Source organism: Peptococcaceae bacterium 1198_IL3148, from assembly GCA_036763105.1.
Lineage (GTDB): Bacteria > Bacillota > Desulfotomaculia > Desulfotomaculales > Desulfohalotomaculaceae > JBAIYS01.
Genome location: JBAIYS010000002.1, coordinates 104,440 through 130,979, shown reverse-complemented (window position 1 = coordinate 130,979; position 26,540 = coordinate 104,440). Strand labels below are relative to the sequence as shown.

Genomic DNA, 26,540 nt, shown 5'->3' with positions numbered 1-26,540 from the left:
AATTTGTTTCAATTCCTTATAGGTAGGCTACAAACCCTGCATGCCGTCCCATGCTTTTGATAGCGCAGATTTGTTTCAATTCCTTATAGGTAGGCTACAAACTAATAGAAGATGTAAAGTAATTTACATTGACAGTTGTTTCAATTCCTTATAGGTAGGCTACAAACGAATAGGGGTGGCGTTATGTTTAACAGGCAACCCTAGTTTCAATTCCTTATAGGTAGGCTACAAACTCTGTTGGTTCTTCATTAGTGAGAATATCAAACTCAAGTTTCAATTCCTTATAGGTAGGCTACAAACACTTTCTATATTTCTGTTCCTTCTTCCGTGCTAGTTCAGTTTCAATTCCTTATAGGTAGGCTACAAACCAACTAGCGGCTGGCATAGTAACTAACTATCTACAGTGTTTCAATTCCTTATAGGTAGGCTACAAACGGAAGCGGTCACGATTGCTTTTTAAAAGCCTGTGTGGGTTTCAATTCCTTATAGGTAGGCTACAAACAACTAATTGCAGCACTTTCACCGTTAATCATACTTATTAGTTTCAATTCCTTATAGGTAGGCTACAAACTTTTTTAAGTTTTTTTTGCTAGGTATTTATTTTAGGTTTCAATTCCTTATAGGTAGGCTACAAACTTTCCCATAGTGGCAGCTCACATGAAAGCGGAGGAAGAGTTTCAATTCCTTATAGGTAGGCTACAAACTCTTCCCGGCGGCTATTTTAACCTCTGGATTGTTGCTGTTTCAATTCCTTATAGGTAGGCTACAAACATATCTAAAAAGTGATAACGCTGTATTTGCGGCCATTGGGTTTCAATTCCTTATAGGTAGGCTACAAACTAATTTAACTCCCCTGGCTTTTCTTTGTTCTGTATAAGTTTCAATTCCTTATAGGTAGGCTACAAACTAGTTTGCTCGGACATGCTACGCTGGGTAATATGAGTTTCAATTCCTTATAGGTAGGCTACAAACCCATTTTTTACTTAAATTTAGCACCAAATCATTACATTTTAGTAATATTATCCTTAAAAATCAACTTCTAACCTGTGTAATACTACGTTAATGACAAAAAACCTGCTAAATTGCCAAGATTCTTTCCGTCGACCCCCCGGCTTTTTTGCGCTATTATAGGTCGACGGAAAGGCAAAAGCCACCTAATTTTCGGCTATCACTCTCTATACTAATATATAGATAATATGCTCAAAAAGCGGGTGCGCAATTGCACCCGCCTTTTAGGCCAGTAATCGTTTAGCTCGTTCAGCCACTTGTTGCATAATTTCATCTTCATCAACGGTCAGTATTTTGCGGTTTTGCATAACCAGTTCCCCATCAATAATTACCGTGTCCACGTCGGCGCTGTGGGCAGCATACACCAGATGCGCTGCAATATCCAATTTGGGATAGAGGTGCGGCGCTTTAAAGTTAATCAGAATAAAATCAGCCTTCATTCCTGGTTTCAGTTGGCCAATTTCCTTCTCCAAGCCCAGTACTTTTGCGCCATTAACAGTGGCCATTTTCAATGCCTGCTGGGCAGGCATCACTGTGGGGTCCATGGAGGAAACTTTATGTAGCAGTGCCGCTGAACGCATTTCTTCCAACATATCGAGATTGTTGTTACTGGATGCTCCATCGGTACCCAGTCCCACATTGACCCCCGCAGCCAGCAATTTCGGCACCGGGGCAATGCCACTGGCCAGTTTCATGTTGCTTTCGGGGTTGTGGGCCACGCCGACGTTATATTTGGCCAGTATTTCAATATCTTGGTTATCCAGGTGCACACAGTGGGCAGCCAAGGTAGGTAACTTAAACAAACCTAAACTTTCCACATGCTGAATTGGTGTTTTGCCGTACTGATTGACAATATCAGTATACTCGGTGGCCGTTTCCGCCAAGTGGATGTGCAGACCAACCTTCAGCTCTTCCGCCGCCTCGATAACTTTTAACAGGTAATCCGGCGGGCAGGTATAAGGGGCATGGGGTCCAATCATCGTTGTAATCCGCCCGTTGGCCGCGCCTTGATATTGTTGGACAAACTCTTTGTTCTCTGCCAACGCTTGCATGCCGTTAGGCGCTGCGCCGATTAACCCCCGGGCCAACACCGCCCTCATGCCACTTTCTATGGCCGCGTCCGCTACTTTATCCATAAAACTGTACATATCGGCAAAGGTGGTGGTGCCGGATTTAATCATTTCCACGCAAGCCAGCAGACTGCCGTAATAAATATCAGCGGCCTGCATTTTATCCTCAATGGGCCAGATGTTGTGAAGCCACTCCATTAGCGGTAGATCACCGGCGTAACCCCGCAGTAATGTCATGGCCGCATGGGTGTGGCAGTTGACAAATCCAGGCATCGCCACCATGCCACTGCCATCTATTTCAATGTCTGCCTTGAAATCTTTCGGCACCGAACCGCGCTCCCCCACCACCAGCAACTTGTTGCCAGACACCACCATTTCCCCGTCGTTTATCACCTGTTGATCTTCAGTCATGGTCAAAATGTCCACATTGCGAATAAGTATATTGGCCATCGATTCACCTCCTCGTTATTTTTGCCCGTATTTAGTCAAGTAGAAATTCCGCATAAAGGCCACATCTTCCGGCCCTAGCATATGCGGATTGCCCACTTGCTTGGCAATGGTATAGATATGGGCACAGCGTTCAACCATCATAGCAACATTAAATGCTTCTGTTAGATCTCTACCAACCCCAACAATGCCATGGCTCGCCATCAGCACCGCATTCCTATCTCCCAGCGAGCTGACAACATTGGTGGCCAGTAGATCAGTGCCGGCCAAGGCATATTCCGCCACCGCCACCTCGCCGCCAATCAACGAGGCCATATCTTCCAAAATTGGTGGTATCGGCTCCCTGGCCACCGCCAGCGCACTGGCATAGGTGCTATGGGTATGTACAATCGCCCTAACATCCGGGCGGGCGGCGTAAACAGCCAAATGAACCTTAACTTCACTGGAGGGCTTTAATTCGCCTTCTTCCACCTCGCCCTGCATATTCACCACCACCGTCTTGTGTAGACGCATGGTTTCATAATCCACTCCGCTGGGAGTTATCACCACCAGCCCATCTTCGGGCAAATGGCAGGATATATTGCCCCAGGTGCCCAACACTAGGTTCATGGTGGCCATTTTTTGACTGAATTTAGCCACCTGTTCCCGGGCCTTTTCCACTGTCACTTTTAACTTCAATTTAAACGCTCCATCCGTGCATTGATTATTTATTCGGCATGATTCCAAGAACTTATGTAGCGTTCTTGCTCTGGGGTTAACTTATCAATGTTCACGCCCAATGATTTTAATTTGATGTCGGCCACCTTGGCATCTATCGCGTCGGGAACATCATAGACCCGCTTTTCCAAACTGCCAGCATTGTCCAACACAAATTTAGCTGACATGGCCTGCACTGCAAAGGACATATCCATAATTTCTGCCGGGTGACCATCCCCCGCCGCCAGATTGACCAATCTTCCTTCGGCCAACAGGAACAGTTTGCGACCGTCTGCCATGGTAAATTCTTCAATGTTTTTGCGCACTGGCCGTACATTGGTGGCCATTTGTTTGAGGTCGGGTTTGTTTACTTCCACATCAAAGTGCCCGGCATTGCACATTATGGCGCCGTCTTTCATCACCTGATAATGTTTCGCGGTCAGCACATCTTTGCAACCGGTGACGGTAATAAACACATCCCCTACCTTGGCGGCATCTAAGCTGTTCATTACAGCGAAACCATCCATGTGGGCTTCAATGGCCTTAACAGGATCCACCTCGGTAACCACCACTTTGGCACCCAAACCTTTGGCTCGCAACGCAATCCCTTTACCGCACCAGCCATAGCCCATTACCACCACTGTTTTACCGGCCACAACCAGGTTAGTGGTGCGCATAATGCCCGTCCACACCGATTCACCGGTGCCGTAGCGGTTATCAAACAAATACTTCATCAAGGCATCATTGACCGCAATCATGGGAAATTTCAGGCCACCCTCTTTATCCAGCGCCCGCAGGCGCAGTACGCCGGTGGTGGTTTCCTCGCAACCGCCCATCACTTTGGCAGCCAAATCTTGACGCTCGGTATGTAACAAATGTACCAAGTCGCCGCCGTCGTCAATCACTATATCTGGGCCGTTATCCAACACCTGCAGCAGATGTTGCTTATATTCTTCGTCGGTGGCATTATACCAAGAGTATACTTTCATACCGGTGGCTGCCAGTGCTGCAGCCACATCATCTTGGGTGGACAGAGGATTAGAACCGGATATGGAAACTTCGGCGCCTCCGGCAGCCAACACTTCTGCCAGGTAAGCGGTTTTGGCTTCCAAATGAATGCTCACCGCCACTTTAATTCCTTTAAATGGCTTATCCCTTTCAAATTCTTCTCTAATGGCATTTAGTACCGGCATGTGTTTACTAACCCAGTCTATTTTTAAACGACCCTCGGGGGCCAAGTTGATATCCTTCACTAAGTAGTCTGGCAAATTTATGTCCTCCTTTAAACTTGAGCTTGATTAAACTTTTTGCAATCGTCGTCCGGTGCGGTGGTTTCAATCAACTTACGCAGATTTTCATGATAAGGTTGCTTCACCACACCCCGCTCGGTAATGATGGCAGTGACTAATTTATTTGGCGTTACATCAAAGGCCGGATTCCACACCTCCACCCCGGAGGGAGCCACCTGGACACCACCAATTTGAGTTACTTCATCGGCAGCCCGTTGTTCAATGGGTATTTGATCCCCGCTGGGCATACTCATATCCAAAGTGGATATCGGTGCTGCCACATAAAAGGGGATGTTGTGGGCTTGAGCCAACACCGCCACGCCATAAGTACCAATTTTATTAGCCACATCACCGTTGGCGGTAATGCGATCCGCTCCCACTATCACTGCATCCACCTTGCCCTGGGCCATCAAATAACCGGCCATATTGTCGGTGATCAGCGTCACCGGTATCCCTTCCTGCATCATTTCCCAAGCGGTTAATCTGGCCCCTTGCAACAAAGGACGGGTTTCGTCTGCATAGACCTTTATCGTTTTGCCGGCTTTGTGGGCGGCCCGAATAACCCCCAGGGCAGTGCCCAAACCGGCAGTGGCCAAGGCACCGGCATTACAGTGAGTGAGAATGCGCACGCTATCCGGCAACAATTTTTGACCATATTCCCCCATTTTGCGGTTGGCTTCCAGGTCTTCGCAAAAAATCTTATGGGCTTCTTCCAAAAGCAACTTTTTAATTCCCTTGACATCCAACCCTTGATGCTCTCTGACCAAGGCCATCAAACGATCAATGGCCCAGCGCAGGTTGACCGCAGTGGGTCTGGTTGAGGAAAGCTCATAGCCCACTTTGTTGATTTCAGCCAAAAATTTTTCTTTTTCAGTTTCCCTGATGGCGTTGGCACCAATGACCATGCCGTAGGCTGCTGCCGCTCCAATGGCCGGGGCACCGCGGACACTGAGACGGCGGATGGCGTCAGCCACCGTTTCTACATCCTTGGCCTCGATATATTCCACCTTGCCGGGCAGTAAAGTTTGGTCAAGGATGTGCAACACCCCATCTTCCCAAAATAATGTTTTCATTAGGCTCCACCTTTCAAAAGTTCATGTATCGGGCCTCCCACCGCTGTGTGACAAGCGCAGGTGCGGTTCGGTGATACTAACCCGATGGTATTCATCGCCAATTTGCGTAAATTTATGGCATTTTCCGCCATGATATCCAGCACCTCTTGGTGAGTTAACGGCGTAGGAGAAATCCCGGCGGCAAAGTTAGTGACCATGCAAATGGTAGCATAACACATTTCTGCTTCCCGGGCCAAGATCACCTCGGGCACACTGGTCATACCCACCAAATCTCCACCCAGTATACTATACATTTTAATCTCCGCTGGAGTTTCAAAGCGCGGACCTTCACTAGTCACATACACACCACCCTGATGAAAGGACAAACCTAAATCCACCGCGGATTTTTCCAGCAATTGCCGCAGTTCAGGGCAATAGGGGTCAGTTACATCCAGATGTATTACACCTTGAGCACCACCCTCAAAGAACGTCTGCGCTCGGGATTTAGTAAAATCAAGAAACTGATCGCAAAACACAAAGTCCCCCGGCTTCATATTGGGATTTAAAGACCCCACCGCAGCGGTGGCCAATATGCTTTTTACCCCCAGTTTCTTTAAGGCAGCAATATTACAACGATAATTTACCAAGTGCGGCGGCACCGAATGACCGGCACCATGGCGATTCATAAAGGCCACTTCCCGTCCTTGGTATTCACCAACTTTAACCACTGTATCTCCATAAGGAGTACTAACTTCTACATCATGAATATTCGAGAGAATATTAGGATCATAAACCCCAGTACCCCCGATTATGGCCATAGAAACAGACATCACGCTATACCCCCATTCATTTTATTACCATTTATAATATCTTGCACAATGCCCAAATATTCGCCCCTTTGGTTACGATTTCCTTTTAACCAACAGAAGATTTTAACAGCCAGCGGTTTTTAAGATGGCAGTTGATTGAAAAAGGTTGGTGGTCGCGCAGCTGCTTTCCTGGCAAAGGTTGACTAAAACATGTTTGCTGCTGCAGTTAGCAAACGACATATAGTTGAACAGCGAACCGAACTTAGCGAAGGAGGCGGTCGGAGGCAGGGTGGCGCATAGGACGTGCGCCACCGGCAACCGAGCCGTGGACGGCCAAACACCAACACGTTTGTAAATAATAAAAAAACTCCCCGCCAAATTAAGCGGAGAGCTTGAAATAACAAAATTTATTTGATCATATTAATGGTCTCGGTAAGCATCGGTACCACCTGTTTCTTCCGGGATACCAAATCTGCAACAAAGGCCCCCTGTTCATCTTCATCGCCGATATTAAAGGCCATGGCAACCAAATGATTATGATCAGATTGATATAACAGGTATGAACCCTCTTTAATAATGTCTGTAATCACCAACAACGTCAAATAATATTCCTTATTGCGATGGGTTTGCCCTATGAAATCCAGAAAAGCCTCCTTGCGGCCCAGCACTTCTTCAATATCCATGGTGAACACCTGGGCTATACCCACTCTGCGCCCGCCCAAGTTGAACTCCTTAAAATCTTTGTAGAAAATTTCCTCAATGCTCTGCCCTTCCAAAGAGGTGCCGTACTTGAACATATCCATGGCAAAACGCCCTATGTCTAAATTCAATATGTCATTAAGTTCAGCCGCCGCTTTTTTGTCCAACTGGGTGGTGGTGGGTGACTTAAACAGCAACGTGTCTGACACAATCCCGGCCAGTAATGCACCGGCGATTTCCGGGGTGATATCAATATTCATCTCACGATAAAGTTGATAAACAATGGTACAGGTGCTGCCCAGCGGCATGTTGCGGAAACTGATTGGCTTGGAGGTGGCAATATCACCAATTTTGTGGTGATCAATTATTTCCACAATCTCCGCTTCATCTAACCCCTCTGCGCTCTGATGATATTCATTGTGATCCACCAGAATCACCTGCTTGCGCTCAGGATTTAAAAGATTCTTTTTATTGATAAAACCTAAAAATTGATTTTCTTTATTGATCACTGGGTAATTGCGATAACTGGTGGACATCAGGGCATCCTTAATGTCATCCAGGCAGTCACATTCATAAAATTTAACAATATCCTTGGACTTCATTATGGACGTCACATAATTACACTGGTTGATTAACTTAGAAACAGTATATGTATCATCAGCAACTGACAACATAGTCACCTGATGTTGTTCCGCCAGCTCAATGTACTTTGGCGGCAGTTCTCGACCTCCGGTAACAATGATCAATTGCACCCTTGACGCAATGGCATCTTCGATCACATTGTACCGATCGCCAACGATAATAATGTCATCTTCGCCCAACGTACCCTTAACAGTATCATCGTAGTAGGCAATGACAGACACCTTGCCATTTATATCTGCATCGGTTTTACAGGCCAACACCTGGGCATTAAAGTCATTGATAATATTATCAATGGAGGTGTGCAGTTGATAAAAGTCTCCCATAATTAACCCCATGGCAATGTCCTTCATGGTTAAAATACCCAGCAGTTTTTGGGTAGCATCCACCACTGCCAAGGTTCTGAAGTTTTCCCTTTCCATTATCCGATAGGCATGTAATATTGAGGTACAAGGGGTGATCCCCTGAATACTGCTATAATTCAAATCCTTAGCCTGGGTTTTAACATTATCGATTTGTTTAGGTGCTCGAATTTTAAAATAATTTAAAACATACTCACTTTCTCTATTGACATCGCCCAGCACACAGGGTATCGCTTTAACACCCAGTTTGTTTTTTAAATTGGCGGTGGCAATGGCCGACATCACTGAGTCGGTATCCGGATTTTTATGACCAAAGACCAATGTTGACATTGTACTTCCTCCGCAACAATATTATATAAAATTCGACAACAAAAAATATACCAGAGGCTGGAAGTAATGTCCACCCTTCTGGCCTAATCCTTTTTTTCACTAATAAAATTATCACTTTTTAACAGCTTATTTATTCCCATTTTCCATAAGTTATGATTCAATATATATAAATAACTTGGTTTCGCAAGGAGGGCTAAACTTTGTCCGTTTGTAGTTGTCGCTGCGGTAACAACACTGATGCTAATCATAAGGCGCTGAAGGCGGCTTTAGATAAGTACAAAGATAGTCAAGGGGCTTTGATTCCACTTTTGCAAGAAGCCCAGGATATTTATGGTTATCTACCCCAAAATGTAATGGAACAGATTGCCAAAGCACTGCGCATCCCCCTCAGCAAAGTCTACGGGGTAACCACTTTTTATGCTCAGTTCCACCTTAAACCCCGTGGCAGGCATGTAATTAGAGTTTGTACCGGCACCGCCTGTCATGTTCAGGGAGCAGACAAAGTACTTAAAGGTATTGAGGAAGCACTGGGCATTAAAAACGGTGAAACCACTGACGATTTAAGATACACCTTAGAAACAGTGGCTTGCCTTGGTGCCTGTGGCTTGGCACCGGCTATGATGGTTAACGAAGATACTTACGGGCGGCTAACATCCGCCAGAGCAATAGCAGTGTTAGACCAATATAAATAGGAAGGGCGGTTGCTGTGAATAAACTTACTGACGGTAGTAACCAAAGAGTTCTTTGTGTCTGCGCCGGGGGATGCACTTCTTCCGGTTCAAATAAAGTGGCCGAGCGGCTAAAATCAGAAATTGAACGTCAAGGATTGTCCAACCAAATAACAGTTAAGCCAGTGGGCTGTCATGGCTTTTGTGAACAGGGGCCGATAGTCACAGTGGAACCAGATAAACTTTTTTATACTCAAGTTACCGAAGCCGATGCTGCAGACATTGTGGCATCGTTGACCACCAACAACCCAGTAACTCGTCTGCTATATCAGGGCACTGCACAGAGTGGCCCTACACTCACCTACGACCGGGTACCGTTTTATGCCAAGCAGCATAAAGTGGTGTTAAAAAATTGCGGCACCATTAACCCGGAAGATATTGAGGAATATATTGCCAATGGTGGCTATCAAGCGTTGACAAAGGCACTGACCAGCATGACTGCTCAGCAGGTGGTTGACGAAGTTAAAGCTTCGGGTTTGCGGGGACGGGGTGGTGCTGGTTTTCCCACCGGCATCAAATGGCAAGGGGCTTTAAATGCCAAAATCATCGATAAGCGTTATGTGATCTGTAACGCCGACGAAGGCGACCCCGGGGCCTTTATGGACCGCAGTATTTTAGAAGGTGATCCCCACTCGGTACTGGAAGGGATGGCTCTTTGCGGCTATGCCACCAAAGCAGACGAAGGCTATATTTATGTGCGGGCCGAGTACCCGGTGGCCATTGGCAGATTAAAAATTGCCATTGCCCAAGCCGAAGCTAAGGGGTTATTGGGAGACAATATTTTAAATTCCGGCTTTAACTTCCACATCAAAATCAAAGCTGGCGCCGGAGCCTTTGTTTGCGGTGAGGGCACGGCATTGATGGCCTCCATCGAAGGTAACCGCGGTATGCCTCGGGTTAAAGTGGCTCGCTCCACCGAAAAGGGGTTGTGGGAAAAACCCACCACCCTCAACAATGTAGAAACCTTTGCCAATGTGCCTCAGATTATTCTTAAGGGCAGCCATTGGTATGCTGCCATCGGCACCGAAAAAAGTAGTGGCACTAAGGTTTTTTCATTAACTGGTAAAGTGGTTAATACTGGTTTGGTGGAAGTACCTATGGGCACCACACTGCGGGAAATCATTTTTGATATTGGCGGTGGCATTCAAAACAACCGTCAATTTAAAGCCGTACAATCCGGCGGCCCCTCCGGCGGTTGTATTCCGACAGAATATCTAGATCTGCCGGTGGATTACGATTCTTTAAAGCAAGTGGGGGCTATGATGGGTTCCGGGGGGCTAGTGGTGTTGGACGATACCACCTGCATGGTTGATGTGGCACGCTTCTTTTTGCAGTTTACCAAGGCTGAGTCCTGCGGTAAATGCACCCCCTGCCGAGAAGGTACCACCCGGATGTTGGAAATTCTCACCCGCATTTGTGACGGACAAGGGGTGCCAGAAGATTTAAAACAACTGGAAAAACTAAGTCGGGTTATTCAGTCAACTTCCCTCTGCGGTTTGGGACAGAGTGCCCCTAACCCGGTATTAAGTACGTTGCAATATTTCCGCCACGAATATGAGACCCACATATACGATAAACATTGCCCAGCCGCAGCGTGTAGCAACCTACTAACCTATGCCATCGATGGCGAACGTTGCATCGGCTGTGGCAATTGCGCCCGTTCTTGCCCGGTGGCGGCCATCAGCGGCGACAAAAAACAACCCCACGTCATCGATACCTCTATTTGCATCAAATGCGGCAGTTGTTTACAAAAATGCAAATTCAGCGCGGTAATTAAAAAATAGTCGGGGTAAAAGGAGAGTGAAAAATGGCTAATTATATCAACATCACCATCAATGAACAACCAGTATCTGTACCAGCAGGCACTACCATTTTAGAAGCAGCAGAAAAAGCAGGGGTCTTTATCCCCACCCTGTGCCACCACCCCGAGTTAACCCAACAGGCCTCCTGCAGAATTTGCCTAGTGGAGGTTGAGGGGCAAAACAAACTTACTGTTTCCTGTACCACCAAGGTTAAGGAAGGCATGGTGATTTACACCGAATCTGCTGCGGTGGCGGAAGCCCGTAAAACAATCCTCGAATTGTTGCTGGCTAACCATCCTCAAGACTGCCTTACCTGTGGCAAAGCCGGCGACTGCCGACTGCAAGACTATGCCTTTATGTACGGGGTACAGGCAAGCAGCTTCAGCGGTCAACATCACCAATATCCAATTGAAAGCGACAACCCCTTTATCGTCCGGGATATGAATAAATGTATCATGTGTGGTAAATGTGTTCGAGTCTGTGACGAAGTGCAAGGAAAAGCCGTATTAGACTTTGCCTTCCGCGGTTTTGATACTAAAATAACCCCGGCCATGGACACCCCTTTAAGCCAATCGGAATGCGTATTTTGCGGCAACTGTGTGGCCCTTTGCCCGGTGGGTGCCCTGCAAGAAAAGGATTTGCGCAGTAAAGCCCGTTCTTGGGAAGTTAAAAAAATAAAAACCACTTGTCCTTACTGCGGTGTCGGCTGCAACTTTGAACTGAATGTCAAAGACGGCCGAGTGGTGGGTGTCACCTCCTGTGATGGGGATGTCAACGGATGGGCGCTTTGTGTTAAAGGCCGTTTCGGCTATAACTTTATTCATCATCCCGACCGCCTAACCAACCCGTTAATTAAAAAGAATGGCCAATTTGTACCGGCCACCTGGGATGAAGCCATTGAACTGGTCAGTGGCAAATTGACAATGATTAAACAAAACCACGGCGGAGATGCCTTAGCGGTACTGAGTTCAGCCCGATGCACCAACGAAGAAAATTACCTGATGCAAAAATTTACCCGGGCAGTTTTAGGTACCAACAATATTGATCACTGTGCCCGCCTGTGACACGCCCCCACCGTTGCCGGTCTGGCAACTACCTTTGGCAGTGGCGCAATGACCAACAGTATTGATGAGATCTCCGGGGCAGACTTTTTATTGATTATAGGCAGCAACACCACCGAAGCCCACCCAATCATTGGGCTAAAGGTTAAAAAAGCAGTGCGTCAAGGGGCACAACTGGTTGTAATTGACCCCCGATTAACAGAGGTGGCTCAGTTGGCTCACCACCATTTGCGGCTTAACCCCGGCACTGACAGCGCTTTATTAAACGGATTAGCCCACGTCATTGTTAAAGAGGGCTTGTGGAACCAGGATTTTGTGGCTAAACGCACCGAGGGTTTTGCCGCTTACCGGCAATCACTGGCCCGGTATACACCGGAATTCACCGAACAAATCACTGGCATTCCTGCGGACATTATTTGTCAAGTGGCCAGAGGATATGCCCAAGCCGAACGGGCATCCATCCTTTATACCATGGGCATTACCCAGCACACCACGGGCACCGATAATGTGTTGACAGTGGCCAACTTAGCCATGCTCTGCGGCCATATTGGTAAAAAACATTCAGGCGTTAATCCCCTAAGGGGGCAAAACAACGTGCAAGGGGCCTGCGACATGGGCGCGCTACCCGATGTATTGCCCGGCTATCAAAGGGTTAGCTCAGATTTGGCCAGGCAAAAATTCACCACCGCCTGGCAAGTTGATCACCTCCCGGCCAAGCCAGGATTGACGGTGGGGGAAATCATGGATGCTGCTGGCCGAGGGGCCATAAAGGGTATGTATATTATGGGAGAAAATCCAGTGTTGTCTGATGCCGATGCCAATCATATTATTGCCGCCTTAAAAAATCTAGATTTTTTAGTGGTGCAAGATATTTTTCTAACTGAAACCGCCCAACTGGCCGATGTGGTGCTACCGGCGGTTAGCTTTGCTGAAAAGGATGGCACCTTCACCAACACCGAGCGTCGAGTACAATTGGTGCGCAAAGCTGTTGAACCAGTGGGTAATGCCAAAGCTGACTGGCAAATCATCTGCACTTTGGCCAACGCCATGGGCTTTCCGATGCAATATTCGTCACCGGCAGAAATTATGGGTGAGATTGCCAGCCTCACACCCAGTTACGGCGGTATCGAGCACCATCGTTTAGAAAGTGGCGGTTTACAATGGCCCTGCCCGGACGCCACTCACCCCGGCACCGCCATACTGCACCAAGACACCTTTAGCAACGGTTTAGGTAAATTTCATGGGGTGGAGTATTTACCGCCGGCAGAAATGCCCAATGATGAATTTCCGTTGTTCCTAAACACCGGCAGAAGATTGTATCATTATCACACCGGTACAATGACTTTGCGCACAGGAATACTAGAACAATATTACCCAGAGGAATATTTGGAAATGAATCCGTTAGATGCTGACCAACTGGGCATCAAAACCGGGGACTTGGTGAAGGTGTCATCCCGCCGTGGCAGCATAAAATTACCAGTTAAAACAACGGAAATTGTGCCAGTGGGCACAGTGTTTACCTCGTTCCACTTCCCCGCTGCACCAATAAATAAACTTACTAACAAAGCGGTGGATGCTGTGGCCAAAATACCGGAGTTAAAGGTGTGTGCCGTTAAAGTGGAGAATGTCGAAAATTAGTACTGTTTTAAAAAGATTCCTCTATGTGACTATAAAGCTTGTACAAATTTTGGTATAATGGGGCATAATGGTTATTTCATATTTCAACTCTAGATATGAGTGAAAGAAATGATTAGGGGAATGTTCTATGAATAATTTAGCCGTTGACAAGGATGATAATTTTACCACCAATGAAGTTAACACGCTACTGGAAGTGGGCGTGCTACTCAGTTCCAATTTACGCTTAGAAGAAGTGGTTGGTATTGTGATGGAGCAAGGCATCATCCTGGTGCAAGCAGAAACAGGTGTGTTATGGCTTGACCTGGATGAAGAACATGATCTGTCACCGGTGGTAGCCTATGGACTGGATCAACCTTTAGTTAAAAAAATAGGACAGCATTTCCAAGGGGACGTCAATAGAATTTTAGCCAGCGGCGAACCAAAGATAGTTTACCGCAACGGCAATGGCGGTTCGATGACGTTAGATAATATCAGTGGCTTACTCAGTCATCAAGTTAATTCCATGGTGTTTATTCCCTTAATCAGTAAAGGTCGGCCACTGGGCTTACTACAGTTAATTAATAAGCAAGATGGTAGTAATTTTTGCCCCCGGGATTTACGGCTATGTAATGCCTTTGCCAGCCAAGCGGCAGTGATTATTGACAACAGTATGCTATTTTCTAACCAGGAAAAGTTATTAATCAGTCTAATTAAGTCTTTAACCTCTGCCCTTGACGCCAGAGACCCATATACCAAGGGTCACTCCGAAAGGGTCAGCAAGTTATCGGTGCTCATTGGTCAAAGTATTGGCTTAGAACCCGCACAGTTGGAAATAATTCAGCAGGCAGCACTGTTGCATGATGTAGGTAAGATCGGTATCCGCGATAATGTTTTGCTTGAGCCTGGGCCGTTGGACGACGAAAAATGGAAAGTGATGAAAAGTCACCCCGAAATTGGGGCAAAAATTATTGAACAGATCGAACCACGCAACTTTATGCGGCAGGTTTGGGAAGGGGTTATGTATCATCAAGAAAAATATAACGGCACCGGTTACCCCAAAAAATTAAAGGGTGAAGCCATCCCATTAGTGGCCCGCATCATAGCCATTGCCGACGCCTACGATGCCATGACCAGCGACCGTCCCTACCGCAAAGGTTTACATCCCCAGCAAGCGTTAGATGAAATCAAAAGATGTGCTGGCGCCCATTTCGACCCTAATTTGGTGGAACCCTTTTTGGCATTGGTAGAAACAATAGGCATTGCCAGCCTGATGGAATACTTAGAAAAGTAACAAAAAAATAAGGTTGTTGCAATAAAACCTACCTCTGCACGTTTTATTGCACAGCCCCATCTCATATGCTTAGCTTGATTCCTCTTCCACAGTATCCATTTTCAGTTCTTTTCCCCTATCACTGGCTTGCCAAACAAACATAAAGCCTAGCATAAACAATACCAAGTAAAGAGGCTCAAAATAAGTGGGCAGTAACCCGCGGGATGACCCAATAATTAATCCCGCAAAAAAGTAAGAAATTATTAGCCTGTGGTTTGTATATAAAGTATTAATCACATTGGCTAATAGCAGTATACCAAGAATACTCCCGATACCAAAAATGGCAAGATTAACCCAGTGTAACTCGGCGACATAATAAAGTATGTCATCATAAATGCCCAAAACCATCAAGACTGCGCTGCCCGGTATTCCCGGTATGATCATGGCCGCACTGGATAATGCACCAGCCACCATCAACAATCCCCAACTGACATTCATTTGTACAAGGGCCTGTTGGCCAATGCTTTCATCAACCATGGCAAAGCCGGCGATGACGCCCAAAACAAGAAATACCATCGCTTTAGTATGGGGTTTGGCGCAACTGCCAATTACCGGTTTAACAGAAGCCAGCAAGCAACCTAACAGAAAGGCGGCAGTGGCATCAGGATGATTTTGAAAAAACAAGGTAAAACCAATACCGCCCAAGTAAATACCTACCAACAAGCCAATACCTAGCGGCCAATAGGGTTTTAAATTGAGTTTAGATATATCTCTAATCACCTGTTCATAAATCCCAAACATTAAAAAAACGGTGCCTCCGCTCATCCCGGGCAGCACTATAATCAACCCCAATATCAAACCCTGAATAATCATTTTTAACATTAAATCACCTGTTCTTTAGCGACCTTAACTAAATTATAACACAACTAACTTAACTTAGTTGTCAGCCGACCATAAAGTACCTATAATGTGAAAAGCCATCAGATTCCCCTGATGGCTTCTCGTTATGTGTAACATTAAAAATTTCTTACCAGTTGTTCCATCTGGTTATTAATCTCAGTCAACTGAGTGGTCATTTCTTCTAAAGAATTACTCTGATCCTGCACATAACTGTTGGTATAGCCCACCGATGAATTGATTTGTTTAAAGAAATCCTTAATCTCATTAATTACCTTAGCGGTCTCCTCCACTGATTTGGCACTGGAATTGGCCATCTTTCTAATTTCGGTGGCCACCACACCAAAGCCTTTACCATGTTCACCTGCTCTGGCTGCTTCTATGGCGGCGTTTAAGCCTAATAAATTACTGCGGGTTGCAATCTCTTCAATGGCTTCTAAAATGGCATTAACTTGTTCAACCTTGGCATTGGCCTGTTGGGCCATCTGTGCCACTTCACTACTGCTGGCAGCCATACTTTGTGCAGCAGCACTTAGCTGTTCAATGGCAGCAGATGTTTCTTCCACCCGGGCGTAGACCTCTTGGGCTGCCATCCTAACGTTGTCTACACTCATTTCCCGTTCAATCAAGTTCTCCACAACTCTAATGCCGATGCGCGCCATGGGCTTCGTTCTGTGGGGGTCACCGGATATGCCTAACCCCGCTACCCGCTGGCCTTGATATAGTATTGGCGCGGTATAACCCGGACGGACACCACTTAGACGTTGACAGTCCTCCTCGGTTATAAAGGCTTCGTCAATTTCACCAGTCAACAATTTTTTTGCCCCTTCGTGAACTGCACCCTTGCGCTCCGGTTGAGTGGTGGCTAAAATCACTCCGCCTGCTATCATAATATGAACATTCTCACCGGTTTCTTCCGCCACCATTTTTACCACTTCTGGAGCTATTTTTTCAAGTACTTGATGCACTTGGTTGTTTATTAATGACATTAACATTACCACCTTATTTTTTATCCCAGTTACCAAAATTCTACATCAATATTTATTCTCCTTCTAAGTATTAAAAATTACTATGTATAATAAGCTTTTTTTGTACCCAGTTGTCAAAAAGGCGACTTTATAATATATTTTAGCTTGGATTCTAAATTCAATCTGCAATGGAGGTAGCAATGGAATTAGTTAAAATAAATGGCAACACCTATTACCTGCCTGCCGGCACAAATATTGGCCTGTTTGCCTTTAAGGATAAATATACTTTGCTGATCGATAGCGGCAACAACAATCAACAGGCCCGCAAAATCAGTGAAGTGGTGGAAGCTAATAATTACAACATCAAGTTCATTGTTAATACACACAACCATATTGATCATACCGGCGGTAACGGATTTTTCAAAACCCATTACCCTGGCACGGTGCTACACGCTTCCACTGATGCCAAGTTAATGATTGAAAATGACCGCTTATTCCCCATGTATCTTTTTGGCGGCAACCCCGTTAAAGACCTAGCCAAATACTTTGTGGCTAACAAAGATTACTTGATCGATATCACGTTGGCACCGGGCCACTTTAAAATTAATAACGAAAAATTTGATATTATCCCGCTGCCCGGGCATGCCAGCGGGCAAATTGGCATTGCCACCCGGGATAGAGTATGTTTTTTAGGCGATGCCCTATTTAGCGAAAAGATAATCAGCAAGTACTCACTGCCCTTTTTATTCGATATTCAAGCCCAGCTAAATAGCTATCAAACCATAACGGAACTTGATTATGACTTCTTCGTACTTGGTCACGCGGATCAAATCTACAATGGCCAAACCATTAAAAAACTAGTAAAAATTAATCAGGATAATTTAAACAACTATTTGGATATGGTAATAGAAAGCCTCATTCAGCCGAAGACTAAAGAAGAATTATTAGAAGAGATTATCATATTAAATGATTTGGCCATTGATTTTAAAGAGTACCATTTCTCCCTTTCTACCATATCTGCAATGATTACTTACTTAGCTGAGCTGAATCAATTGGAGCATCAAATAGAAAATGGTAAGCTTTACTATTATAAAAAATCTTAAGGAGTTGAGTAAGTTGAAAATTGCGGTGATTAGCGACACCCATGGAAGCCTTAGTCTATTTGAAAAGGCATTATCTGTTTTGGGAGAATGTGACTATATTATCCACGGGGGCGATGTTTTATACCATGGACCCCGCAACCCGCTGCCCGAAGGCTATCAACCTAAGGAGTTGGCACAAAAAATTAACAGTATGAGTAACATTATTTTTGCCAAAGGCAATTGCGACGCCGATGTGGACCAAATGGTGATTAATCACCCCATTCAAAATCCCTATCTTTTAGTCCAGTTAGGCAAACATAAAATTTTAGTCAACCACGGCTATCAAAATGATATTAACCAATACATAGAGCAAGCTAAAAAATTCAATGTCAATATCTTCATTTATGGCCATACTCATAAAAAGGAACTCTATCGTGATGATAACTTGATTGTGCTTAACCCAGGCAGCACCGCACTGCCCAAAGATGAGGTACATTCCGCCGCCATCATTACCGACGACAAAATTAAACTGATCGATATTATGAAAAACGAAGTATTTAAAGAAATAGATCTATAGCAAATCAGTTATCAGTAAATACTAAAGCTTATCAAACTACATTACAAGATTTTGTCAAATCTAGTCCTGGCAGAGCACTGCTGTCGGCAATACTTTCGTTATAATACTTTACCAAAAAGGTATACATTTATAGCAAATTATGCTAAAATAATTTTATTCCATAGGTTAAGGAGGACAGCTTATGACACCAAAAATCACTGTGTCCGGAACGGTAAGCCAACTAGAAATTGACATGTTATTAAAGGAAGAACAAGCTAAAGCTCAGCGGCAAGGCAAAATTGTCACCGAACTGGTGATTACAGAAATTAGTGCCGAAGAACTGGAGGTCAAGGTGGTCACTTCGCCACCAATCAAAAGGGTGCGCCGCATTACCGGTTATTTAGCAGAGACCGATCGTTTCAACAGCGCTAAACACCAAGAATTAAAAGATCGGGTGACCCATATGTAGTTAAGTGGCAATTATGAATTAGGAATTTTGCTGGTAGGCTTTTTTGATAATCTCATCTGCTTTAAATTGCTTTATAATACGTGAAATCGTAGGGGCGGTCTTTGACCGCCCGTTTTCATACAATAATCATATGTATATGATTTGGCATAATAACGTATTTCTTTGCACCTCAAAACGGAACCATTTATTAATACCTAGCATTTCCTTTTTTGCAAAAAAGCAAGGCCTGTGCTGACTTTATTTGATAACCCACATCTAAATGTTTCATTAACACATTTAATAAAACGGAATACTATAAAGAGTAATTAGTGTCTAGAGACCGATTGAAAGGAGGGATTTTTTGTATAATCATATTTTTGAATTTATTAATCACCTATATAATAACGGGCCCCATCCTCCTATATTTTTGACTGATTTAATTCGCATGAGTGACAAAAACATCAAAACTAAAGCCCAATCCAAACCTACAATCACGCATAAACCTGAGCACCGACACACCTATTCTAGTGATAATGTAATCAAAAAAGAAATAAAAGCCTTGGTTGTACTCCATAAAGAAAAAATCCTAAAATATGCTGAAGGGGTTATACCCGCCCCAATTGGTGTAGAAATTGATTCTAAAACCGGCCAATTAACAGTGCCAGTAGAAATTATACCAGTGAGTGAAGTGATACTTAACCCCAAAGTAGTAAATAACTTACTTATTAATGAGGGTTTCGTTAAAGTAAAAATAATTGCTTACATTTCAGACCCTGAACCATGCCATGATGAAAGAAAGTGCATTACTAAAGAAGCCACTGTACCAATTCAATCTGTTCATCAAATCGGGGGGATATATCCCGATGACGATATTGAAGAAAAAGTGCATATTAAATCTATCAGCGTCATCGGAATTCCTGATAATAGTTTGCCTAAATCTGTTGGTCAAAGAATAGATCTTGCCATCAAAATAGTACTTGAAGTTAAGTTAATTATATCTCGTAAGGAAATTATCTCTGTCCTGGCATGCAATAATTAGTTAACGTATGTTTTTTAAAAGGAGGATTTAAAGATGGGATTTGTTAACCAAGTTAACCCTGATAATTTTGTTGATCAAAAGGTCAAAGTACTAAAGGTATGTTGCCAGGAATGTGTGCAGGTAGTTGGTGATATTATTATTCCTGCCCCTGCAAACCTAACCCTTGATCCAGATACCGGCCTGCTTAACGCTCCGGTATCTTTAGAGATTGTTGGTGCGCCTCAAATTCGAACAATTAAAGTACTGGTAGGTAAAGTAGTAATCATGGGAATAGTCCCCGTTCGTTTGCTAGTTAACGACTGTGTAATATGTCAATTACTAGAAATACCCTTCCAAAGTGTCGTTGATTGCACTTGTGCCGAGCCAGACGGTACTACAAACGTGCAAACCCATGACTTACAGGTAGAGGGGCTTATCACATCTCCAGTTAGGTTATTTAATGCTGAAGAGTACACATTAAGCCTTAACCTTATTATAAAAGCGATTGTTAGAATGTGTGTTATTATTAGCCGTGAAGAAGTTCTCAAAGTTAAGGCTGCCAGCCAGTTCTGCCCCTGCCCTTAAAAACTTGTGATATTTAAACCAATAGAGGCTATTCAGAAGAAATTAACGATCATAGCCCTCTTCTCTCATAATTGAGAGAAGAGGGCTATGCTTTATTAAAAACATCAGCAAAATCAAAATTAATAAACTGTCACATATTGGGTATTATGTAATATATTGTAATATATTATAAAAGGAGGTAATTATATGGCTTTTGTTAATCAGGTTCTACCAGACAATTTTGTTAACCAGAAGATTAAAGTACTAAAGGTTCTCTGCTCAGAATGCGTCCAGGAAACAGGTTCAGTCACCGTCCCAGTTCCCGGTATCCCAGCATTAGAGGACATTGTCAGCATCGATATAGTAGCCACCGGACCACCTACAATTGGGACCATAGAAGTCTTGGATGGCAAAATCATTAACGTTGGTACAGTTCCCGCAGCATTAACAATTACACTTCTTGGTGTAGAACTTCCAATTGAAGTACCTATACCGGCAATACCCTTCTCAGGAGAAGTTGTTTGTCCCGGTATTGTACCAGACGGCACAATCAACGTACAAAAACATGATTTGCAACTAGAAGGTTTAACCGCTACAGCAATTCCGTTGGTTGATGGTGTAGTAGACTTTGGTGTATTAGTTACAGCAACTATTCAAACATGTGTTATTATCAGCAAAGAAACAATCATGAAGGTTAATGCTGCTACCCAGTTCTGCCCCTGCCCTTAAAACTTGTACTATTTAGAATAGGCTAATGATCAAGCCCTTGGTTTCTCTCAAAAGAGGGATCAAGGGCTTAATTTATTGGTTTCTTAATAAAATTGAGATATTTTACCTATAGCTAATTGTACTACTCAGTCACATTCTAGATTGCAAAGAGTATTATGTAGCAAGTTGTAAATTAACAAAAAGGAGAGTCATTATGGGCAGTGATAAAAAAAAAGATGCTAAAAAAATAAAAGAAATAAAAACCCAAGTGGTGATTTTCAAGGAAACTATCATGAAAATCGGAGAAAACATTATACCAGCACCAATCGGAGTGAAAATTGATCCTAAAATCGGCAAGATAATGGCACCTATAAAAATTGCACCTGCCAGCGATGTGGTATTAACGCCAAAGATAGAGAAAGGGCTATTGGTTAACGAAGGATTCGTTAAAGTTAAGATGCTTTTCAAAAATCCAGACCCAGAGCCATGCCCTGATGTAAGAAAAAGCATTAGTAAAGAAGTTGTTGTACCCATTCAATCCGTACACCAAATCGATTGTCTACGTCCCGGTGATGAAGTGAAAGAAAATGCTAAAATAGAAACCATTACCGTTATGGGTATTCCTGACAATTCTTCACCTAAATCTACTGGTCAAAAAGCAAATTTGATTATCAAAGTAGTTCTTAAAATTAAATTAACTATATTGCGAGAACAAGTTATTCCAGTCTAGACTTAAAAATTTAATTGTGAAAACTCGATTATTTATCAACTGCAGTTAGATAACGCCCATGCCGGGGCGCACAAACAAATAATCCAGGTATGCACCTGGATTATTGTTCTATATTTAGTCCATATAAAGCGGAGACAAATTCGCTGGGGTTAAAGGGTTGCAAATCATCGATTCCTTCGCCCACGCCAATCATTTTCACAGGAATGTGCAAGTCGGTTTTGATACCAATGACCACGCCACCCTTAGCGGTACCATCTAACTTAGTTAACGCAATGCCGGTCACATTTACCGCTTCACCAAACAGCTTTGCCTGACTGATGGCATTTTGACCGGTGGTGGCATCTAGCACCAGCAGTGTCTCATGGGGGGCACCGGGCAATTCTCTGGCCACAATGCGATGTATTTTTTTCAGTTCTTCCATTAAGTTACTCTTGTTATGCAATCTGCCAGCGGTGTCAATCAATAAAATATCGGCCTTTCTGGCTTTCGCTGCCTGCAGCGCATCATAGGTCACCGCCCCTGGGTCAGAACCCTCTGCCTGTTTAATCACATCGGCACCCACACGTTGACCCCAGATTTCCAGTTGATCAATGGCGCCGGCCCGGAAGGTATCACCGGCGGCCAAAATAACCTTTTTGCCCTGACCTTTAAAATAGTTAGCCATTTTACCAATGGTGGTGGTTTTACCGACACCATTGACGCCCACCACCATAATTACCGTCAGACCCTCGGGATTGAGATTAATTGGTTCTGATTTTTCGCCAATTAAGTATTCCAGTTCCTCCTGGAAGATGTCCTTTACTTTAGCTGGATCACCGATATTGCGCAGTTTAACTCCCTGCCGCACTCTGTCCACCAGTTCCAGTGCGGTGTTAACGCCAATATCCGCTTGGATTAACACTTCTTCCAGTTCTTCGAACAGCTCTTCATCAATTTTATTGCGGCCGATAACCACCTGCTCAACCTTTTCCACAAAACCCTTTCTGGTTTTGCTCAATCCTGCTTTTAATCGATCAAAAAAACCCATCTTTTCTTCCTCCTCACTCCGCTAAAGTATTAGGCGTCAGCCACAGCCGCCTCGGCTTTGGTCAACTCAATTGAAAATATTTTGGATATGCCGGTGTTACCCATGGTCACTCCATAAATGGTATCAGCCCGTTCCATCGTTCCCTTACGGTGGCTAATCACCACAAAGGGCACCCTTTGGCTAAATTTGCTCAGATACTCTGCAAATCGATCCACATTGGCTTCATCCAACGCCGCATCAATTTCGTCCAACACACAGAAGGGGCTGGGTTTAATTCTCAAAATGGCAAATAACAACGCAATGGCCGTTAACGACCTTTCACCACCGGATAACAAGCCAATATTCTGTAGCTTTTTACCTGGCGGACGGGCATCAATGTCTATCCCGGCGGTGAGCGGGTTATCACCCACCATACGCAGCGTTGCAGAGCCGCCACCAAAGAGTTCTTTAAATACTGTACCAAACTCCTTTTCAATCTGCTGAAAGGTGCTGACAAATTTGCTGGACATCAGCTGATCCATTTCTGATATCAGTTGTTGCAATGACTGCTTACTTTCATCTAAATCCTGTTTCTGCTTGTGCAGGTAGTCATATCTTTCAAAAACCTGTTGATACTCCTGTTCAGCCATTGGATTTACCGAACCCATGGTCTCAATGGCATTTTTCAGCTCAGCAATGCGGTTTTTGGTTTGCCGCAAGTTTTCCACCGGTTCCACCGTTAATTCTTCAATATTTTCAATATTAAAATCCTGCTCCAGACGTTGCAAAATTGCTTGTTTCTCGGTCTCAAGGCGCGCCTGTTGCAGTTGCAAATTGTGGGCTCGGGCCAATTGTTGTTGCCTTTGCTGTTGCAGTTGTTGCAGTTCTATTCTTGCTTGCTCCAATGCCTGTTGCAGCTCAGCCTGTTTCTCCTTGGCAGTTTGCATCAGCTGACTGCAATGGTCATACCGCTGCTGCAATTGTATCAGCCTTTGTTGATATTGATCCCCTTGCTGCTGCAGTTGCTGTTCTTTAACCTGTAAGCCTTGCTCCTGGGTATTGAGGAGCGCCAGCTCTTGCCTTAGTTTACTATTCTCTTGGTTTAGTCTTTCCACTAGGTTGCTCAGACCAGATTGCTGTTGTTCCACGCCAGCCAGTTCCACCTTGGCAGCGGTGATTTGATCTTGTATTTGCTGACATTGGGCTTTCAAATTTAACAGCTGTTGCTGTTTATTTTGAATCATATCCTGTACTTGCTTTAATTTTCCCTCAGCCTCAGCCACCTGTTTGGCAGCCAGTTCTTGCACCTGATCGTGGTTTGTAATTTCCTGTTGCAGGTTATTTATTTCATAGGTATTTTCCTGACTGCGGTATCCGTACTTGGTCACTGCATCTTCCAGCTGAATCAACTCTTGCTTTTTACCTGCCAAAGTCACTTGATACTTAACAAGCTGCTCCTTTAAACCATCTATTTCCAGTTCTAAGCCATTTAATTCCGCTGCCTGATGCTGCTCAGCCACTACCAGTGCCTGTTCCCTTTGTTGCAGTTCGGCAATCCTTTGGGCATATTCCTCTCTTTCCCGGCGAGCCTTCAGCAGGCCACCACTTTTTACAGCACTGCCACCACCAGCCAATGAACCGCCAGGATAGATAGACTCGCCTTCCAAAGTGACTAAGCGCAACCGTTGGCCACTGGTGCGGGCTGCTTTTAAAGCATGATCAATATTATTCACCACCAACACTTTGCCCAACAAAAATTCAACCACCACTTGATAACGGGGATCACACTTAATTAAATCAGCCGCTACCCCCATTACCCCCGGCATATGTAATGCCTGCTGTTCCAATGGGTGTCTTTTTGAGGGGCGCAGTGTGTTCAGTGGTAGAAAGGTTACTCGGCCCAACTTATTTTTCTTTAAATATTCAATTACCTGTCTGGCATCGGTATCCTTTTCGGTAACTAAGTTTTGCAATGCCCCACCCAGCGCGGTCTCAATGGCCAACTCATATTCCATCGGCACCTTTATCAGTTCGGCCACGGTACCACAAATACCTGCCAACTGGGCTCTACCCATTTTTATCGCCAACAACACTTCTCTGACACCCCGTTGGTAACCGCTGTAACCTTCTTGGGTTTCCACCAACACCCGATGGCGGGATTTGGCTTCGGATATTTTACCGCGGATATCCCTCAGTGTTTCCTGGCTGCTATTTAGTTGGGTCTTTATTTGGCGGCGTAATTCTTCATTGTCTTTAATTTTTTGCTGGCCGGTGGAGATTTTTTGCTCTAACTGTATGGTTTCTTCCCGTACCATTTTTAATTGTTCTTTTAACCGATTTTGTTCCAATGTGGCATCGTGGGCTGATTGACGCAACTGAGAAAGACGGTATTCGGCAGAGGCTTTACGCTCTTCGGCCCGCTGTAAAGCGGCCCTGCCCTGGGCCCCGTTGTTCATCAGATCAATAATTTGCGCTTTATCATCTTCTAACAACGTCTCTTGTTGCTGCAATTTTTCCGCTGCCAATTCTAGCTGTTCATTCAATTGCTTAATTGCATTTTTCTTTGGCTGAATAGAGGATTTAAGCTGCTGTAGTTGCTGCTGTTCTTGCTCCCTTTCTAATTTAAGCTGTTGTAATCGTTGCTCTGTTTCCGCCCTTTGTTGTTGAATGCGCTGGTATTCCAGACGACAACTGCTTTGTCTTTCCTTTACTAACGAAACCTGGCTTTCCATCGTTTGAATGTCAGTTTTCAGTTGCTCGGCCTGGGCGCGGTATTGTTCCAACTGCATGTTATGGTTCAATAACTGATTTTCTAATTTAGTGACATTTTGGTCCTGCAGCGTGTCCCTTTGCTGATCTGCCTGTTGCCACTGTTTTAGCTGCTCGCCCAGGACGGAAAGTTTATCTTCCAAATCAATTAATTCCCGGGCCAACAGCCCCAATTCCAACTGCCTACGCTCCCTGACCAGGCCATGCCACTTTTGGGCCTTGGCGGCTTCCTGTTGTAATGGTTCTAAACGATCGTGCAACTCAGCAATGATATCGCCTAAGCGCAACAAATCCTGCTCAGTGTTGGTCAGTTTGCGCTGAGCCTCTTCTTTGCGGCGACGATACTTTACTATTCCTGCCGCCTCTTCAATTATCATGCGTCGTTCTTCTGGTCTGTTATGTAGAATTTCATCAACTTTACCCTGGCCGATAATGGAGTATGCTCCTTTACCAATACCGGTATCCATCAGTAGGTTGTGGATATCTTTTAAGCGACAAGGCACTTTGTTGATCATAAACTGACTTTCACCGGAACGAAATATCCGTCTGGTAATGGTCATTTCTGAGTAGTCAATGGGAAAGATATTTTGACTATTGTCCAATGTCAACGATACCTCACACATGCCAACGCCACGGCGTTTATCACTGCCGGCAAAAATAACGTCATCCATCTTAGCGCCCCGCAGTGCACTGGCCCGCTGTTCTCCCAGTACCCAGTTAATGGCATCAGAGATGTTACTCTTACCACTGCCATTGGGGCCCACAACCACCGTTAACCCCGGCTTAAAGGTAACTTTTGTTTTATCGGCAAAGGATTTAAAGCCTTGAATATCTAATCGTTTTAGCACTGTCTTGCCCCTTTGCTATCAATCATATTATAAAGATTTATGGGCGCTCGTTATCGAACGCCCTCAT

The 26,540-nt window shown here is 44.5% G+C and carries 21 protein-coding genes and 1 CRISPR repeat array (1 of these 22 running past the window's edge); of the genes, 11 read left to right on the top strand and 10 right to left on the bottom strand.

The window, feature by feature from the left end; genetic code table 11:
- Positions 1 to 972: a CRISPR direct-repeat array (repeat unit 30 nt; unit sequence GTTTCAATTCCTTATAGGTAGGCTACAAAC) (it extends 400 nt beyond the left edge of the window).
- 260 nt (positions 973 to 1,232) lie between these two features.
- The 6 genes from V6C27_02535 to V6C27_02510 all read right to left on the bottom strand — a co-directional run bounded on the left by V6C27_02535 (position 1,233) and on the right by V6C27_02510 (position 8,401).
- Positions 1,233 to 2,528, bottom strand: coding sequence for an amidohydrolase (locus V6C27_02535; GenBank protein MEG6615306.1), 1,296 nt, complete (start codon positions 2,526 to 2,528; stop codon positions 1,233 to 1,235).
- A 15-nt stretch (positions 2,529 to 2,543) separates the two neighbouring features.
- A complete protein-coding gene (locus V6C27_02530) occupies positions 2,544 to 3,203 on the bottom strand; it encodes a class II aldolase/adducin family protein (protein MEG6615305.1) in 660 nt (219 codons plus the stop codon).
- Positions 3,204 to 3,232: 29 nt separating this feature from the next.
- Positions 3,233 to 4,489, bottom strand: a complete 1,257-nt coding sequence (locus V6C27_02525) for an adenosylhomocysteinase (GenBank protein ID MEG6615304.1) — start codon at positions 4,487 to 4,489, stop codon at positions 3,233 to 3,235.
- Between the two features lie 14 nt (positions 4,490 to 4,503).
- Positions 4,504 to 5,583 carry an S-methyl-5-thioribose-1-phosphate isomerase gene (gene mtnA, locus V6C27_02520; protein MEG6615303.1) on the bottom strand — a complete coding sequence of 360 codons (1,080 nt, stop codon included), beginning with the start codon at positions 5,581 to 5,583 and terminating at the stop codon, positions 4,504 to 4,506.
- A complete protein-coding gene (mtnP, locus tag V6C27_02515) occupies positions 5,583 to 6,392 on the bottom strand; it encodes an S-methyl-5'-thioadenosine phosphorylase (protein ID MEG6615302.1) in 810 nt (269 codons plus the stop codon). The genes mtnA and mtnP overlap by 1 nt, the downstream gene beginning before the upstream one ends.
- Before the next feature lie 386 nt (positions 6,393 to 6,778).
- On the bottom strand, positions 6,779 to 8,401 hold the full coding sequence (locus tag V6C27_02510; protein MEG6615301.1) for a putative manganese-dependent inorganic diphosphatase: 1,623 nt from the start codon (positions 8,399 to 8,401) through the stop codon (positions 6,779 to 6,781).
- A gap of 200 nt (positions 8,402 to 8,601) precedes the next feature.
- Between V6C27_02510 and nuoE the strand changes: the two genes are divergently transcribed.
- From nuoE to V6C27_02490, 4 genes are all read left to right on the top strand, one after another.
- Positions 8,602 to 9,093 carry an NADH-quinone oxidoreductase subunit NuoE gene (gene nuoE / locus V6C27_02505; protein MEG6615300.1) on the top strand — a complete coding sequence of 164 codons (492 nt, stop codon included), beginning with the start codon at positions 8,602 to 8,604 and terminating at the stop codon, positions 9,091 to 9,093.
- Positions 9,090 to 10,913: an NADH-quinone oxidoreductase subunit NuoF gene (locus V6C27_02500; GenBank protein ID MEG6615299.1), complete on the top strand. Its 1,824-nt coding sequence runs from the start codon at positions 9,090 to 9,092 to the stop codon at positions 10,911 to 10,913. Before nuoE ends, V6C27_02500 begins: the two co-directional genes overlap by 4 nt.
- Positions 10,914 to 10,936: 23 nt before the next feature.
- Positions 10,937 to 13,630 carry a formate dehydrogenase subunit alpha gene (gene fdhF / locus V6C27_02495; protein MEG6615298.1) on the top strand — a complete coding sequence of 898 codons (2,694 nt, stop codon included), beginning with the start codon at positions 10,937 to 10,939 and terminating at the stop codon, positions 13,628 to 13,630.
- A 127-nt stretch (positions 13,631 to 13,757) separates the two neighbouring features.
- Positions 13,758 to 14,900, top strand: coding sequence for an HD domain-containing phosphohydrolase (locus V6C27_02490; GenBank protein ID MEG6615297.1), 1,143 nt, complete (start codon positions 13,758 to 13,760; stop codon positions 14,898 to 14,900).
- Between the two features lie 69 nt (positions 14,901 to 14,969).
- On the opposite strand, the gene V6C27_02485 is transcribed toward V6C27_02490, so the two are convergent.
- Both V6C27_02485 and V6C27_02480 read right to left on the bottom strand, forming a co-directional pair.
- The gene (locus V6C27_02485; protein MEG6615296.1) at positions 14,970 to 15,761 is read right to left on the bottom strand and encodes a DUF368 domain-containing protein; all 792 of its coding nucleotides are present in this window, start codon (positions 15,759 to 15,761) and stop codon (positions 14,970 to 14,972) included.
- A gap of 134 nt (positions 15,762 to 15,895) precedes the next feature.
- Positions 15,896 to 16,765 carry a methyl-accepting chemotaxis protein gene (locus V6C27_02480; protein MEG6615295.1) on the bottom strand — a complete coding sequence of 290 codons (870 nt, stop codon included), beginning with the start codon at positions 16,763 to 16,765 and terminating at the stop codon, positions 15,896 to 15,898.
- A 179-nt stretch (positions 16,766 to 16,944) separates the two neighbouring features.
- Between V6C27_02480 and V6C27_02475 the strand changes: the two genes are divergently transcribed.
- The 7 genes from V6C27_02475 (at position 16,945) to V6C27_02445 (ending at position 21,850) form a co-directional block, all read left to right on the top strand.
- Positions 16,945 to 17,847 (top strand): MBL fold metallo-hydrolase, encoded by a 903-nt coding sequence (locus V6C27_02475; GenBank protein MEG6615294.1) that lies wholly within the window; start codon positions 16,945 to 16,947, stop codon positions 17,845 to 17,847.
- 13 nt (positions 17,848 to 17,860) lie between these two features.
- Positions 17,861 to 18,403, top strand: a complete 543-nt coding sequence (gene yfcE / locus V6C27_02470; GenBank protein MEG6615293.1) for a phosphodiesterase — start codon at positions 17,861 to 17,863, stop codon at positions 18,401 to 18,403.
- A 181-nt stretch (positions 18,404 to 18,584) separates the two neighbouring features.
- The gene (gene nrdD / locus V6C27_02465; protein MEG6615292.1) at positions 18,585 to 18,851 is read left to right on the top strand and encodes an anaerobic ribonucleoside-triphosphate reductase; all 267 of its coding nucleotides are present in this window, start codon (positions 18,585 to 18,587) and stop codon (positions 18,849 to 18,851) included.
- Between the two features lie 340 nt (positions 18,852 to 19,191).
- The gene (locus V6C27_02460) at positions 19,192 to 19,869 is read left to right on the top strand and encodes a hypothetical protein (protein MEG6615291.1); all 678 of its coding nucleotides are present in this window, start codon (positions 19,192 to 19,194) and stop codon (positions 19,867 to 19,869) included.
- A 33-nt stretch (positions 19,870 to 19,902) separates the two neighbouring features.
- Positions 19,903 to 20,433, top strand: a complete 531-nt coding sequence (locus tag V6C27_02455) for a hypothetical protein (GenBank protein MEG6615290.1) — start codon at positions 19,903 to 19,905, stop codon at positions 20,431 to 20,433.
- A 186-nt stretch (positions 20,434 to 20,619) separates the two neighbouring features.
- Positions 20,620 to 21,141, top strand: coding sequence for a hypothetical protein (locus V6C27_02450; GenBank protein ID MEG6615289.1), 522 nt, complete (start codon positions 20,620 to 20,622; stop codon positions 21,139 to 21,141).
- 193 nt (positions 21,142 to 21,334) lie between these two features.
- Positions 21,335 to 21,850, top strand: a complete 516-nt coding sequence (locus V6C27_02445; GenBank protein ID MEG6615288.1) for a hypothetical protein — start codon at positions 21,335 to 21,337, stop codon at positions 21,848 to 21,850.
- Between the two features lie 100 nt (positions 21,851 to 21,950).
- Here the strand turns inward: V6C27_02445 and ftsY are convergent, their stop codons facing one another.
- Together ftsY and smc are read right to left on the bottom strand one after the other, a co-directional pair.
- Positions 21,951 to 22,877 carry a signal recognition particle-docking protein FtsY gene (ftsY, locus tag V6C27_02440; protein MEG6615287.1) on the bottom strand — a complete coding sequence of 309 codons (927 nt, stop codon included), beginning with the start codon at positions 22,875 to 22,877 and terminating at the stop codon, positions 21,951 to 21,953.
- 29 nt (positions 22,878 to 22,906) lie between these two features.
- A complete protein-coding gene (smc, locus tag V6C27_02435) occupies positions 22,907 to 26,473 on the bottom strand; it encodes a chromosome segregation protein SMC (protein ID MEG6615286.1) in 3,567 nt (1,188 codons plus the stop codon).
- Positions 26,474 to 26,540: the final 67 nt, after the last annotated feature.